Source organism: Pseudomonas sp. Y5-11, assembly GCF_022368695.1.
In the GTDB taxonomy this organism is placed as follows: domain Bacteria; phylum Pseudomonadota; class Gammaproteobacteria; order Pseudomonadales; family Pseudomonadaceae; genus Aquipseudomonas; species Aquipseudomonas parakoreensis.
In genome coordinates this window covers 4,086,077-4,099,727 of record NZ_CP058974.1, presented here as the reverse complement: position 1 = coordinate 4,099,727, position 13,651 = coordinate 4,086,077, and the positions used below count along the sequence as shown (strand labels likewise).

General features: G+C 57.8%; 9 protein-coding genes. 3 read left to right on the top strand and 6 right to left on the bottom strand.

Annotated elements, in window-relative coordinates; genetic code table 11:
• Positions 1 to 25 precede the first annotated feature (25 nt).
• A complete protein-coding gene (locus tag HXW87_RS17990) occupies positions 26 to 1,213 on the top strand; it encodes an aminotransferase class I/II-fold pyridoxal phosphate-dependent enzyme (protein ID WP_239777120.1) in 1,188 nt (395 codons plus the stop codon).
• A gap of 141 nt (positions 1,214 to 1,354) precedes the next feature.
• Here HXW87_RS17990 and HXW87_RS17985 read toward each other — a convergent pair whose 3' ends face one another.
• From HXW87_RS17985 to HXW87_RS17965, 5 genes are all read right to left on the bottom strand, one after another.
• Complete coding sequence (locus HXW87_RS17985) at positions 1,355 to 2,332, bottom strand: NAD(P)-dependent oxidoreductase (protein WP_239777103.1); 978 nt, start codon at positions 2,330 to 2,332, stop codon at positions 1,355 to 1,357.
• Positions 2,333 to 2,346: 14 nt separating this feature from the next.
• Positions 2,347 to 3,645: an MFS transporter gene (locus HXW87_RS17980; protein WP_239777101.1), complete on the bottom strand. Its 1,299-nt coding sequence runs from the start codon at positions 3,643 to 3,645 to the stop codon at positions 2,347 to 2,349.
• 43 nt (positions 3,646 to 3,688) lie between these two features.
• A complete protein-coding gene (locus tag HXW87_RS17975; RefSeq protein WP_239777099.1) occupies positions 3,689 to 4,747 on the bottom strand; it encodes a sugar kinase in 1,059 nt (352 codons plus the stop codon).
• Positions 4,740 to 5,522: an AP endonuclease gene (locus HXW87_RS17970; protein WP_239777097.1), complete on the bottom strand. Its 783-nt coding sequence runs from the start codon at positions 5,520 to 5,522 to the stop codon at positions 4,740 to 4,742. Before HXW87_RS17970 ends, HXW87_RS17975 begins: the two co-directional genes overlap by 8 nt.
• A 178-nt stretch (positions 5,523 to 5,700) precedes the next feature.
• Positions 5,701 to 6,729 carry a LacI family DNA-binding transcriptional regulator gene (locus tag HXW87_RS17965; protein WP_121185351.1) on the bottom strand — a complete coding sequence of 343 codons (1,029 nt, stop codon included), beginning with the start codon at positions 6,727 to 6,729 and terminating at the stop codon, positions 5,701 to 5,703.
• 233 nt (positions 6,730 to 6,962) lie between these two features.
• Between HXW87_RS17965 and HXW87_RS17960 the strand changes: the two genes are divergently transcribed.
• Both HXW87_RS17960 and HXW87_RS17955 read left to right on the top strand, forming a co-directional pair.
• Positions 6,963 to 9,803, top strand: a complete 2,841-nt coding sequence (locus tag HXW87_RS17960; RefSeq protein WP_239777095.1) for a hypothetical protein — start codon at positions 6,963 to 6,965, stop codon at positions 9,801 to 9,803.
• 258 nt (positions 9,804 to 10,061) lie between these two features.
• On the top strand, positions 10,062 to 12,596 hold the full coding sequence (locus HXW87_RS17955) for an autotransporter outer membrane beta-barrel domain-containing protein (protein ID WP_239777093.1): 2,535 nt from the start codon (positions 10,062 to 10,064) through the stop codon (positions 12,594 to 12,596).
• Positions 12,597 to 12,648: 52 nt separating this feature from the next.
• On the opposite strand, the gene HXW87_RS17950 is transcribed toward HXW87_RS17955, so the two are convergent.
• A complete protein-coding gene (locus tag HXW87_RS17950; RefSeq protein WP_095666623.1) occupies positions 12,649 to 13,290 on the bottom strand; it encodes a DUF1345 domain-containing protein in 642 nt (213 codons plus the stop codon).
• Positions 13,291 to 13,651 lie beyond the last annotated feature (361 nt).

Below are 13,651 nucleotides of genomic sequence, written 5' to 3'. Positions count from 1 at the left end.
GAGACCGCGCCATCAGGAGACGTACATGCGCTATTCAGCCTTGACCCAACGCATCGCCGGGGAGGGGGCAGCGGCCTGGCAGATTCATGACCGCGCGCTGGCGTTGCGCGCCGAGGGAGTCGACATTCTGCTGCTGAGCGTGGGTGATCCGGATTTCGACACGCCGCTGCCGATCATTCACGGCGCCATCGACAGCCTGCTGGCTGGCGATACGCATTATTCCGAAGTGCGTGGCCGACTGGCGCTGCGCAAGCTGATCGCCGCTCGCCACCAGCGGCGCAGCGGTCAAGTGGTGGATGCCGAGCACGTGATCGTGCTGCCCGGCGCGCAATGCGCGGTGTATTCGGTCGCTCAATGCCTGCTGGATCCGGGTGACGAGGTGATCGTCGCCGAGCCAATGTACGTGACCTACGAGGGGGTGTTCGGCGCGTGCGGCGCGACGGTGGTGCCGGTACCGGTACGACCGGAAAACGGCTTTCGCGTTGACCCCGCCGATGTCGCCGCGCGGATCACGCCGAAGACCCGCGCGATGTTGCTCAACAGTCCCAATAATCCTTCCGGCGCGAGCCTTTCCCTGCTGATCTGGCAAGCGCTGGCGGCGCTGTGCGTGCGTCACGATTTGTGGCTGATCAGCGACGAGGTCTACAGCGATCTGCTTTACGAGGGCGAGCACATCAGCCCGGCGAGTCTGCCGGGCATGGCCGAACGCACGACGACCATCAACAGTCTGTCGAAGTCCCACGCCATGACCGGTTGGCGCATCGGCTGGTCGATCGGGCCGAAAGCGCTGGCGGAGCATCTGGTGAACCTGTCGTTGAGCATGCTGTTCGGTCTGCCGGATTTTGTGCAGAAAGCAGCAGAGGTCGCGTTGGCAAGAGATCTGCCGGAGGTGACGCAGATGCGCGAGGAATATCGGTTGCGTCGCGATCTGGTGTGCGAACGCTTGCGCGGTTGCCCGGGGCTGCAGCCGATTCGCCCGGATGGCGGGATGTTCGTGATGGTCGATGTGCGCCAGACCGGGTTTGGTGCGCAGGCATTTGCCGAGCGGCTGCTGGAAGGTTACGGGGTGTCGGTGCTGGCCGGTGAAGCGTTCGGGCCGAGTGCGGCGGGGCATATTCGCATCGGGCTGGTGCTGGACCGGGTGAAGCTGGCGGATGCCTGTGCACGGATTGCGTTGTGTGCGGTGCAGTTGTTGCAGGCGCGCAGTGCCTGATGGTTTGTGTTGTCGAGGCTGGCCCCTTCGCGAGCAAGCTCGCTCCCACAGTGGGTGGAGGGGGGCACAAAGTTTTATGTGCAACCTGAACCCTGTGGGAGCGAGCCTGCTCGCGAAGACGGACTCTCAGTCGGCGATTTTTCAGCCCTGCCAAGCCGCTGGATTCACCAGATTAGCCGGCTTCTCCCCAGCCAAAGCCACCAGCAGGTTGTCCACCGCACACCGCGCCATCGCCTCCCGCGTCTCATGTGTCGCCGAGCCCATGTGCGGCGTTGCCACCACATTATTCAGCTGCAATAACGATGAGTCGTGATTCAGCGGTTCACGCTCGAACACATCCAGCCCCGCCGCGCGAATCCGTTGATGGCGCAGCGCGTCGATCAGTGCCGCTTCATCGACCACTTTGCCGCGAGAGATATTGATGAAGATGCTCTCGGGGCGTATCAACGCAAATTGCTCGGTGCCGATCAAACCTTCGGTCTGCGCGGTCAGCGGCAGGGTCAGGCAGATGAAATCCGCCTCTTGCAGCAGCGCCTCAAGGCTGCGGTACTGCGCGTCAAAACGTGCCTCGACTGCCGGTTTGCGCGACTGGCTGTGATAAAGCACCGGCATGCCAAAACCGAAATGCCCGCGTTGCGCCAGCGCCTCGCCAATGCGACCCATGCCGATGATGCCCAGGGTCTTGCCATGCACATCGGTGCCGAAATGCGCCGGGCCGATGTTGCGGTGCCACTGGCCGCTGCGCACCATGTTCGCCAGTTCCACCACGCGCCGGGCCGTGGCGAGGATCAGCGCGAAGCCAGTGTCAGCGGTGGTTTCGGTGAGCACGTCAGGAGTGTTGCTGAGGAGGATCTTGCGTCGGCTCAGGTAGTCGATGTCGTAGTTGTCGACGCCCACCGAAACGCTGGCAATCGCCTGCAGTTGCGGCGCCAGATCGAGCAGCGCGGCGTCAAGTTTCAAGCTGGCACCGAGCAAACCGTGGGCGCTCGGCAAGGCGTCGCGCAGCTTCATCAGGCCGTCGGCGTCGAGGGTTTCGATCAGCGTCACGTCACAGTGTTGCTGCAGGCGCGTCATCAGCGCCGGCGACAGTTTTTTGTACAGCACGACTTGCTTTTTCATGGGCAAAAATCTCTTCAGGAATGCACCGGCACGGGACGCGTGGCAACGGCTTTGGCCACGACACGATCACTGGCGCCGGGCTTGAGAAAAATCGTCAGCACCACCGACAGCAGCAACGCGCCGCTCATCAGCAGGTACGAAGCGCCGGGCGAGCCGGTGGAGCTGTTCAGATAACCGACCAGGTACGAGCCGCCGAACGAACCGAGCGCGCCCATGCTGTTGATCAGCGCCATGGCACCGCCGGCAACATTGGCCGGAAGGATCTCCGGAACGATGGCGAAGAACGGCCCGTACGGCGCGTACATGCAGGCGCCGGCGATCACCAGCAGCGTGTAGGACCACCAGAAATGTTCCGCGCCCAAGGCGTAGGAGCCGTAGAACGCGATGGAGGCGATCAGCAGCGGCGGCCAGACGAAGCGTTTGCGCTTCTGCAGTTTGTCCGAGCCCCACGACACCGCGAGCATGCCGATCACCGCCGCCAGATACGGCAACGCCGACAGCCAGCCGGCTTCGATCATGTCCATTTGCGCGCCGGCCTTGAGGATCGACGGCAGCCACAGCACGAAGCCGTAGACGCCGATGCTCCAGCAAAAAAACTGCAGCGCCAGAATGATCACCTTCGGCGAACGGAAGGCTTCGGCGTAGTTCTTCACCGCTTTGATCCCGACCTGTTCGGCGGCGAGAGCGCTTTCCAGATCGTGCTTTTCCTGATCGCTCAGCCACTTGGCCTGAGCCGGACGATCATCGGCCAGTTTCCACCAGATAAACGCCCAGAGCACCGCCGGCAAGCCTTCGATGATGAACATCCAGCGCCAGCTGAAGTGCTGCACCAGATAGCCCGAGACCACCGACATCCACAGCATCGTGACCGGGTTGCCGAGGATCAGAAAAGTGTTGGCCCGCGAGCGCTCGGCGCGGGTGAACCAGTGGCACAGGTAGACCAGCATCGCCGGCATCACCGCGGCTTCGACCACGCCGAGCATGAAGCGGATGACGATCAGCCAATAGGCATTGGAGACCACGCCGGTCAGCGTGGCGAGCCCGCCCCAGAAGATCAGGCTGAAGAAAATCAGCTTTTTCACGCTGTGCTTTTGCGCGTAGATCGCCCCGGGCACCTGGAAGAAAAAGTAGCCGAGGAAGAACAGCGCCCCGAGCAATGAAGACAGACCCGGGGTGATCATCAGGTCCGCGGCCATGCCCGAGGCGGCGGCGAAGCCGTAGTTGGCGCGATCGAGATACGCCAGGCTGTAGGTGATGAACACGATCGGCATGATGTACCACCAGCGGCGGGCGGCGAGGGTTGCGGTTTTCATGGTGTTGCTCCTGAGCTTGTTGTTTTTGTCGCAGCAGGTTCAATTAATGGGTTGTCTGAGCGGGCCTCATCGCTGGCAAGCCAGCTCCCACAGGTATCTCGGGTAAGTCGACTATTGCATTCCCACCGCCGAACCCTGTGGGAGCTGGCTTGCCAGCGATGGCGGACTGGAATTCAGCGATGAGCTCGGACCGGGTCGGCAACCCCTCCATATCCCCGCGACTCTGCACCGCCCGACTGCCAATCCAGTTGGCGCGTTGCACCGCCTCGGCAAAACTCTGATGCTCCAGCAGGGCACTGATCATGCCGACGGCAAAGCCATCACCGGCACCCACCGTGTCGACTACGTTGGCCACCGGTACTCCGGCGACAAACCCCTGATCCAGTTGCGTGCGGTAATAGGCGCCCTGCGGGCCAAGCTTGATCGCCACGGCTTCAGCGCCGTGATCGAGATAGAACGCGGCAATGTCCGCCGGGTCTTCGAACCCGGTCAGCAAGCGACCTTCGCTCAAACCCGGCAGTACCCAGTGGGCGAGGGCGGCGAGGCGGTTGATTTCGCGGATCATCTCCCGTTCGCTGGCCCACAGGCTTGGGCGCAGGTTCGGGTCGAACGACACGCTGCGCCCGGCATGGCGCATGCGTGTCATCAGCTCGAACGACATTTCCCGAGCGCTGGCTGACAGTGCCGGTGGAATCCCGGTGGCGTGCAGGTGACGGGCGCTGAGCAAGGTATCGGTGATCGACTGGACGGACAGACGACTGGCCGCGGAGCCACGGCGGAAATACTCGACCTGTGGGTCGCTGCCATCGTCGTTACGGGATTTGAACTGGAAACCGGTCGGCTGCTGGTCATCGACCGCGACGTGACTGCAATCCAGACCTTCCTCGATCAAGGTCTGGACCACGAACCGGCCGAGGGAATCGGCGCCGACCCGGCTCAGCCACGCCACATTGAAACCCAGGCGCGACAAGCCGATCGCCACATTGCTGTCGGCGCCGGCAATGCGTTTGTGAAAATGCTCGACCGCCGCCAGATCACCGGTCTGCTCGGCGACCAGCATCGCCATGGTTTCACCGAACGACAGAATATCGATCTCAGACATGGGCAGGCTCCAGACGCGATTGACCAAGGCGGGCGAGGGCGGCGACGTGTTCGGTGGTCAGTGCCACCAGATCTTCGCCCTGCAACGGGTATTCGGCGGCGCGCATAACGCCTTGGGCCATGTGGCGCAGCAGTTGTTCCCACACATGCAGATCGCTGACGGCGGGCGGCACCGCCACCAGTTTGCCGTCGGCGCGCCGGGCCACAGCTTTGCAGTGCACGTAGCCGACGTGCCGTCCAAGCAGACGTGCGGCGTTAGCGGCGGACTGGTCCTGCCACTGCCAGTTGCCGATGTCGAAGGTCATCTTGATCGGCAAATCATGCTGCTCGACCGCCGCGAAAAAACGCTGGAACGGCTCGATGCGGCCGCCCTGCAAGGTCTGGTCGTTTTCCACGAGCAGTTGCACCGGGGTGTTGCCCAGCAGTTGCTGCAGCGCCTGCAGATCACAGTTGTCGGTGAAGTAGCCGAGCGAGACTTTCAGCCATTTCGAGCCAAACGCCCGGGCGTGTTGCAGGGCGTTGATCAGTTCGGGATTGGGCCGCGCCTGACCGGCGAGCCATAGTTCGGTCGGCGACGAATAGATGCTTTGCAGACCCTGCGCCTGGGTGGCGGCCTGCAGTTGTGCAGGCACTTCGCGGGTCAGCAACTCTTCGCGCCATTCGATGCGATTGGCACCGGCGGCGGCCAGCACGTCGATGAAGAAATCTTGCCCGCGTTGGCGCACAAGCTCGGCGCCGTAGCTGGACAGGCTGATGGAAACGGCGGGTTTATTCATTGTTATCTGCCTCTGAAACCGGTTTCATTTTTGTGCAAAAAAATATCAGGTGGTTCTGTGATGGCCTTTCGGGCCGCATCGCTGGCAAGCCAGCTCCCACAATGTTCCGGGGTATGGGATAGATTGCATTGACACCACAAAACCCTGTGGGAGCTGGCTTGCCAGCGAACGCGTCAGCTCAAACACCACCATTCCCTCGGGTAGACCCGCGCTCAACCAGCACCGGCGCAAAATCCAGCCTGCGGGTCACCTCAACATCCCCCCGCAAACGCTTGAGCAAACACTCAAACGCCCGCGCACCGATCTCGGCCGTCGGCTGGGCGAGGGCGGTAATTCCGCTGCCCACCAACGGGTACCAATCCAGATCATCCAGGGCAATCAACCCGAGATCTTCGAATAGCCGACACCCGATTTCGCGCAAGGCCAGCGTGCAGGCCAGCGCCGCCACGCCATTGGCGCAAAACAGTGCTTTGGGGCCGGTAGCCTTGGTGTTTAAAAATGTTTGTAGATCAGTGACGAGCGCGTCGCTGGTTTCCTGCACTGCCCCGGTCAGCCCGGAGCGCTGGGCAATCTGCGCCTGAAAACTGCTGACCCGCTCGATCCGCGAACTGGTGCCGTCATACGGTTCGGTCACCATCAGCACGTCGCGATAGCCACGATGTTGAAGATGCTCCAGCGCCATCTCGATAGCTTGTGGGTTGTTCAGCCCGACCATATCGCTGTCCAGGCCTTCCACTTTGCGGTCCACCAGTACCAACGGCATCTCGCGGTGCAGCTCGTGGAGTTCGTCACGGTGATGGCCGAGGGTATTCACGATCAGCCCTTCGATGTTGTACGAGCGCAACAGCGCCAGGTGCTGACGTTCCTGCTCGTCATCACGGTCGGTGTTGCACACCACCAGGCTGTAGCCGTGCCGCCGGCAGGCGGTTTCCACCCCGTGCATCACGGCAATTGAATAAGGGTTGCGGATATCGGCCACCAGCATGCCGATCAGGCGGGTCCGGCCGCGTTTCAAACCACGGGCCATTTGATTGGGGCGATAGCCGAGTTCGGCAATCGACTGCTCGATGCGCTGGGCAATGGTATCGGAGAGCAGGGCACGGTCATCGCCGATAAAGCGCGAGACGCTGGCCTTGGACACGCCGGCGTGTTCGGCGACATCAAGCATGGTCACGCGGCTGCGCTGGGCGGCGGAGAAATCGTTCACGGTTAAGTCTTCTTATTGTCTGAAACCGGTTTCAGGTAACACCAGATTCCTTGGCTGCGTCAAGTGAAGGGTGGGGGGCTGATTGGAAAAAAGGTCCACCGTTTCCGACAGGCGGTAGCTGCACCTGTCAGATCTGACAGTTGGAGAAAGACATACAGAAGCGCCTAATTTGACCAACGGATCAGCAGGGGATTTCACAAACGGAACTCCGATTAATGTGGTGGATTTGAATCATGAGTTCAGCTGATTTTTCCAGAAACAGTCCTTCAAACGGCATATTTTCCGCACCTCTTTCAGTTGAAGGTGTTGATGACAATGATCTGGACGGACATATTCCCAGAGATATCCTGCTGGCTGGTACTCGAATCAAAATACCTCGCCCGGATGACACGGGACCCAAAGATCAACTGATGGTGTTCTGGGTACAAAACTCAGTAGAAACACTTATTTTTGATAATGAATATCCAGCGGGAATTATTGATACTTTTGTTTATGTGCCTTTGACGCCTCAACAAATGGCAACTAACGGTGTTGCGCATGTTTATTACAATTTATGGAAGAGAGGTGGAGGTAATCCGGATTTATCTCCACTCCGTAAACTGACCATTAATCACAAGCTGCCTTTAACCTTTTCGGAACCTTCGCCGGTGGGTGCAACAACCTGGGGGTACTGGAATAACGACAAAATTCCTCCATTGACAAGTGGCGGTGCTGTAAAAATTCCTTCCCTGCTTAACATTGCGCTGTCGGGATATGTTGCAGTGATTACCTGGAGGGGATACCAGTCAATCAACGGAAGTGGTACGGAAGTGGAAGAAGCTTTTGGCCAATGGAGGAGAACGCTTTCCGATAAAGAAATAATAAATGGCTTTATGCATGAAGTGCCATTTCCAAGCTATATAAGTTCGTTGGGAAATTATGGCTCCGCTGTTTTTATTTGTCAGGTGTTTGATGGCAGCAGGCTCGTTGCTGAATCAAAAGAAGGATTGGTGAAAATCGATCGAATAACACCTGGTACATCTGGCCCTTCCGGCCTGAACTCGCAAGGAGAGACGACAATGGGAATTACATTTGTACCTAGAAAACAACGCCCGGTTTCTGTTTTGTCAGGTGGTGGGGTTCTTAACTTGACTATAACAATTGATACGCTGGCGGGTGGTTTTATCAAGAAGGCCATGATGGATTCCGGTAAATTGATGATCAACCTGGCTCGCCCCGATGATGAACATGATGATGATGAAGTTGGATTCAAATATCGTGAAAAAGGCGAAGTGACCTGGATTGATTACCCGGATGACGCGGTGCTTGGCCCTATCGCTGGTCGACCTGTCTCGCCTATCCCGTTGGACTTGGACGCGAATCTGTTTAAGGAAAAGGCGACATCCCCAGGCCCGACTGTTTGGGAGCTGCTGGTCAGGTACTACAAAGAGGGGGGCGGTAATTTCGATGACGGCCAAGTGGAGTTTATCGTTGACCAACTCGCGCCGGTCGATACAAAAAACCCTCCCAAAAAAATCAAGCCAACGCCCGCTCCAAGTTTTGACAACGGTCCTGCGGATGCACAAAAGACGGTTGATTCCACTTGGATAAACTCGAATCAAGATGTGGAGGGTACGGTTAACGTCGGGTATTTCGGGCGCAGGGTCGATGACAATTTAAGAGTCTGGCTTGTTTCCGGTACGCAAAGAGTTGAGGTCTTCAATGGAACTGTCGATGCGACGGGTAAGTTCAGTTTTCCTAGCACCGAGTTGCTTGTATTCCCCAACGGGCGCGTCAATTGGATTTATGAATGGACCGACTGGATCGGTAATCAAGGCCAGGAATCTGTTTCTGCACCCTTGCTGACATTGAAATTACCATTAGCACCATCGATCAATAAAGCCCCATTGGTGCCGAAGACTGATCCAAGTTACACCACGACGCTTTACTGGGAAGATTTTCTCAGCACGGCTACACCTCCAGCCCCCATCGCGCTTACGGCTATCGTCGAAAACTCGACAATTCAAGACGCGGAGCCGGGGGATCAAATCTCTCTGGTGCTTACTAAAGCCAACGATGTCATTGTTTCTTTCGAGACTGCGAAACAGCCATGGGCTAACGGTAATTTGACTTACAGCATTGACTTCAAAAATATACATCCGCTGTTTGCTGATCCCGATAGCCCTGTCGACATTAATATCAACTCCTTAATAGTGCGTGCCGGTCTTTCGCCTGATGCCGAATCACCGATTGCAACCTTTACTTTTGACTCGCGTGTCGCGGGTGTAATACCTACGAATCCACCTGATCTGGAGAACGCGGATCTCCAACTACCGGTTGTGACGGGGGCTTCCGGTGTTGCAAACGTTGTGGCGGCCACTGATCGTGACAAACCAGGCACATTTACAGTGACAAACGCCCTGAACGATCCGGACATTCTGCCGGAGCATGAGGTCAAGTGTTACTTGGGTAACGCTACAGTACCTTTTGAAACATTTAGTCCGTTTAGGCCTGTGTCGAGTTTTTCTGTTGCTATCCCGGCAAGTGAAATGGCAAAGTTGAAACCACCAAGCGATACGGCCCGCTACACGATCGAAATCACGGGACTGGGTAAGAACATCAATAAATCCTTGCCTCAAACAGTGGTAGTCGACCAGATCCCGATCTTGCTGCCGCCTCCAACGGTCAATGTCCGCAAACCAGCAACTCGCGACTATATCGAGTGCTTCGCGATGATCAGCCCTACGAGTAATTATGTGATGGGGCTGAATATCAAAAAAGACCCGTTATTACCGCCAGGCACCATTATTACCGCACACTTTGAAGCGTACTCGGATGCTGCAGGTACACAGTTGATTAACGGTACGGCGGACTCGCAACCTTACACCATCAAGGCTGCCGATGTGCCTGACGTTGCAGGTGTAGGTACTGCCACAAAATTCAAGGCTGCACAGCCGAAGCGAGGTGTCATTGCGTATGGGAAGTACTGGTATACGGCTGCTGGCGGTACGCAATCGTCAGCTCCGATCATCAAACCTCTGGATACCATCAATAGCAGCTTCCAGTATTGCGATCTGACAGTGGCTCCTGCTTAACGCTGTGTTGATTAACAGAGTGGAGGTTGTTTGCACCGCGAGAGGGATCTGACGGTCTCTCTCGCGATTTCTACCGATATCAAGGAGGGAAATATCCTGAATGTCTTCACTTCTGAAGGACAAATCGTCACTCATATAAGGACTATTCCTACATTAAACATTCGGTTTTCTCATTAGGCTGTCGGACGTTTTTTGGGTGGGAGCTTTCAACACTGCCAAAAAACAGTTTCTGTAATCGTGCAGGTTTGAGGAGTACCCATGTCCATTTTTTTCCTTCCAAAACACTCGAACACTATCAGACTGATGATGGCAGCGGCGTTGATCGCCTCTCCCGAGGCCTACAGCCGAACCCTGTTGCCGGGCGAAAGTGAAGTGGTCACCAATCCACCTGCACCGGAAGCCTGGGTGGTGTCCCAGGGGGGAACGTTGACCGTCAACAACGCGACAGCGCTGACCATCGCTTCACAAAATGCCAATGTCGTTTTCAACGGTGGCCAGAGCCGGCGTATCGATGCCAACACCTCCTCGTTGAATATGACCGGCGCCACGGTCAATAGCGCGGCGGGCCGGGGAGCCATTCAACTGCTCAACAGCAATGCAACGATCAACAACTCGACGATTACCAGTACCAACAGTTTCGGGCTTCTGCTGGGACGAAACATCAACACGCCAGCCTCTTCCTCCGCCACCGTTTCGGGTAACAGTGTCATCACCGGCGTGACTGGCGGTGTAAACGCGGTAGGTTTTGCCGTGCTGAACCTTACAGACTCCACTGTCGTCGGCACGGGCGCTACCAGTTACGGCGTGCAATTGGGCGGCGCAACACTTTCAGCGACGGGCAGCACGATCACTGGCGCGAAGGACGGGTTGCAAATCGTGACGGACTCGGAAGGCGTCAACGCCAGTACCGTGACGCTCGACAATACTCGCGTGAACGGTGGAACCGGGTCAGCTATCGTGCTGGGTTCCTCCGCCAGGGCCGGGACTGTCGCCAACATCAATGTCAGTGGCAACTCTGAACTGATCGGCGGCGATGGCTCGGTTTTGAAGGCGATCAACCGCTCCACCGCCAACTTCAATGTCGATGGCAGTACCCTGGCAGGTGATGTGAATGCCGAGACCGGCAGTACGGTTGCACTGCTGATGCAGAACGGCGCCACGCTCAACGGCAATCTGCAGAATGTCACCCGGTCCCGGTTCGACACCGGCGCTACCTTGAACGGCAACGTAGAAGCCGTGGCGGGAACCGCGGCCACTGTCAGCCTGGACAATGGCTCAGCCATCAACGGTAACGTCGACAATGTCGCCAGCCTGTCGCTGAACAATGGCAGCACGCTGACCGGTAACGTCACCAGCGATGCCAACGGCAGTGTGCTGCTGGATAACAGTTCGGTACTCACCGGCCAGATCAATAACTCGGCTAACCTGACCATCAACAATGCTGCGCGATGGGTCATGACCGACGACAGCACCGTGCAGCAACTGGGCATGAACAATGGTGTCGTGCAAATGGGCACCAACGAGCAATTTCAGCGACTGAACGTCGGCAATCTCACAGGTAACGGCACCTTCGTGATGGGCACCGACCTGGGAACAGGCAGTACCGACTTCCTGAACGTGACCGGCACCGCAAGCGGTCAGCATCAATTGCTGGTTTCTGCCACGGGCACGACGCCGGTTACTGCAGAACCGGTGCAAGTCGGCAACATTGCCGCCGGCACTGCTGCTTTTGCGCTGGCCAACAAGGACACAGTGGATGCCGGCACATTCGTTTACCGATTGAAGCAGGAGGGGCAGGGCTTATACCTCACCCCGGACAAGGAAACTGTCAGCACCTCGGCCAACACCGCGCTGGCTTTGGCCGGCAGTGCCCGCAGCGTGCTGAACGCCGAAATGAACATGCTCAGCGACCAGATCGGCGATCGTGGTCTGAGTATCCGCCCCGATGCTGCGCTTCGCGCGGCCAGTGACAGTGATACCACCAAGCTGAGCAACAGCGTCTGGGTACGCACTTATGGCAACCAGTACAACGTCAAAAATGCCTACGGCGACGGCTACACCCAGAACCAGAACGGCGTCACTGGTGGTGCCGATACCACCGTGGACATCGGCGGTCGCCCTTGGGTGATCGGTGGTTTTGTAGGTTCCAGCCGTACCAACATGGATCTCAAATACGGCTCCAGCGCGACGGTCGACAGTCTGAACGTCGGCGTCTACGGCAGCACCTACGATGTTGAAAGCGGCGTGTTCGTCAACGTCATGGCCAAGGTCAATCAGTTCGACAACAAGGCCAAGGTCACCATGAGCGATGGCACGCGGGCTAAGGGCGATTACAAGGCTCTGGGCGCCAGCGGTTCGGTGGCGGTCGGCAAGCATATTCGCCTGAAGGACAACTGGTTTGTCGAGCCGCAGGTCCGGGTATCGACCGGTGTGACCCAGAGCGACAGCTATCGGTTGGACAACGGTCTTGAAGTCGAAGCCGACACCATGCGTTCGCTTCAGGGCAATGTCGGTGTAAGGGGGGGGCGAGTCATTGCGCTTGAAAACGGCAGTCTGTTGGAGCCGAGCCTGTCTTTGGGTGCCAACCATGAGTTCGTCAAAGCCAACCGGATCAAGATCAACGACGACAGCTTCGATGATGATCGCGCCAGCAGCGGGGTTGAATATGGAGCGGGTCTGAAGTGGACGCCGGCACAACGCAACTGGCAGGTTTCGGGCCAGGTTGGCGGCAGCAAGGGCAATACTGTCAACCAGGACTGGAGTGGCAGCCTGCGAGTCAGTTATTTCTTCTGATGCGCTGAAACAACAACGCCCCGTGCAGAGATGTCGGGGCGTTTTTTTGCGCTCAGCCGAACAATCCGGCGGCGATGTTGATCGAGAAACCCAGAATCGCCGTATTGAATACGAAACCGATCAGCGACTGTGCCAGCACGATCTTTCGAATCTCCCGCGTTGCCACGCCGACATCCGCCGTCTGCACAGCCACGCCGATGGTGAACGAGAAGTACAGAAAGTCCCAGTAGTTGGGCGTCGTCAGACCTTCGGCAAATCGCAGCGCCGGCTCCTTGCCGTCCCAGGTGTAAAACAGCCGGGCATAGTGAACGCAGAAAATCACCCCGATCAGCAGCCACGAGCCGATGACCGTCAGCGTGGTAAAACCGTAGTGCAGGAGTTTACGGGTGGCTTCCAGATCCTTGCTGCCAGCCAGCTCGACGGTAATGGTCGCCAGGCTCGCCAACGCCGCGATGCAGACGACAAACAGCACCAGCCCGGCATTTTCATCCTCGACTTCGGCAATACGTTTGACGTCCGGCGCTTTGGCGCGGATGGTCAGCCAAAGCATCAGGATCAGGTAAGTCCAGACCCCGGCGTTCCAGCCGATGAGGATTTTGCTGATGACGGATTCCGCTGGGGCCAGGAGGCCTGCGGCAAGGCCTAACAAGGCGGCGGCAGAGAGGCGAGGGTGGGTGCGGGCGAGGAAGCGCATGGCAGGCTCTGTGTTGACGGTGTCGAGCAAACCATAGCATGGGTGTGGGTTCTGGCAGGTGGCAGGAGGGCGAACAAAAAAACCTTGAACCTTTGTCAGCTTTGACAGAGGTTCAAGGTTTTTTCGTTTCAGATGGACTGGCGCATAAAAGCATCGGTTTTGGATATGAAGCTTGCCTTTGGAGACCGTCACGATTTCCGGAAGAGGATCCCCGTTCTGCCCCTGGAACTCGAATTCGGCTTCAATCTGCCCCTTGTCTGAGCCGACAGCAGGGAGCTTGAAAAAAGTGACTGTCCCTCGAATCGCTCGGTAAAAAGGGTCGATACCAACGGCGAGTCTTTCCACGAACACTGCCCTGACC

Excerpts from the sequence above, each read along its gene's own strand:
- HXW87_RS17960 (WP_239777095.1), top strand. The coding sequence starts at position 6,963 with ATGAGTTCAGCTGATTTTTCCAGAAACAGTCCTTCAAACGGCATATTT.
- HXW87_RS17975 (WP_239777099.1), bottom strand. The coding sequence starts at position 4,747 with ATGTCTGAGATCGATATTCTGTCGTTCGGTGAAACCATGGCGATGCTG.
- HXW87_RS17990 (WP_239777120.1), top strand. The coding sequence starts at position 26 with ATGCGCTATTCAGCCTTGACCCAACGCATCGCCGGGGAGGGGGCAGCG.
- HXW87_RS17950 (WP_095666623.1), bottom strand. The coding sequence starts at position 13,290 with ATGCGCTTCCTCGCCCGCACCCACCCTCGCCTCTCTGCCGCCGCCTTG.
- HXW87_RS17970 (WP_239777097.1), bottom strand. The coding sequence starts at position 5,522 with ATGAATAAACCCGCCGTTTCCATCAGCCTGTCCAGCTACGGCGCCGAG.
- HXW87_RS17985 (WP_239777103.1), bottom strand. The coding sequence starts at position 2,332 with ATGAAAAAGCAAGTCGTGCTGTACAAAAAACTGTCGCCGGCGCTGATG.
- HXW87_RS17955 (WP_239777093.1), top strand. The coding sequence starts at position 10,062 with ATGTCCATTTTTTTCCTTCCAAAACACTCGAACACTATCAGACTGATG.
- HXW87_RS17980 (WP_239777101.1), bottom strand. The coding sequence starts at position 3,645 with ATGAAAACCGCAACCCTCGCCGCCCGCCGCTGGTGGTACATCATGCCG.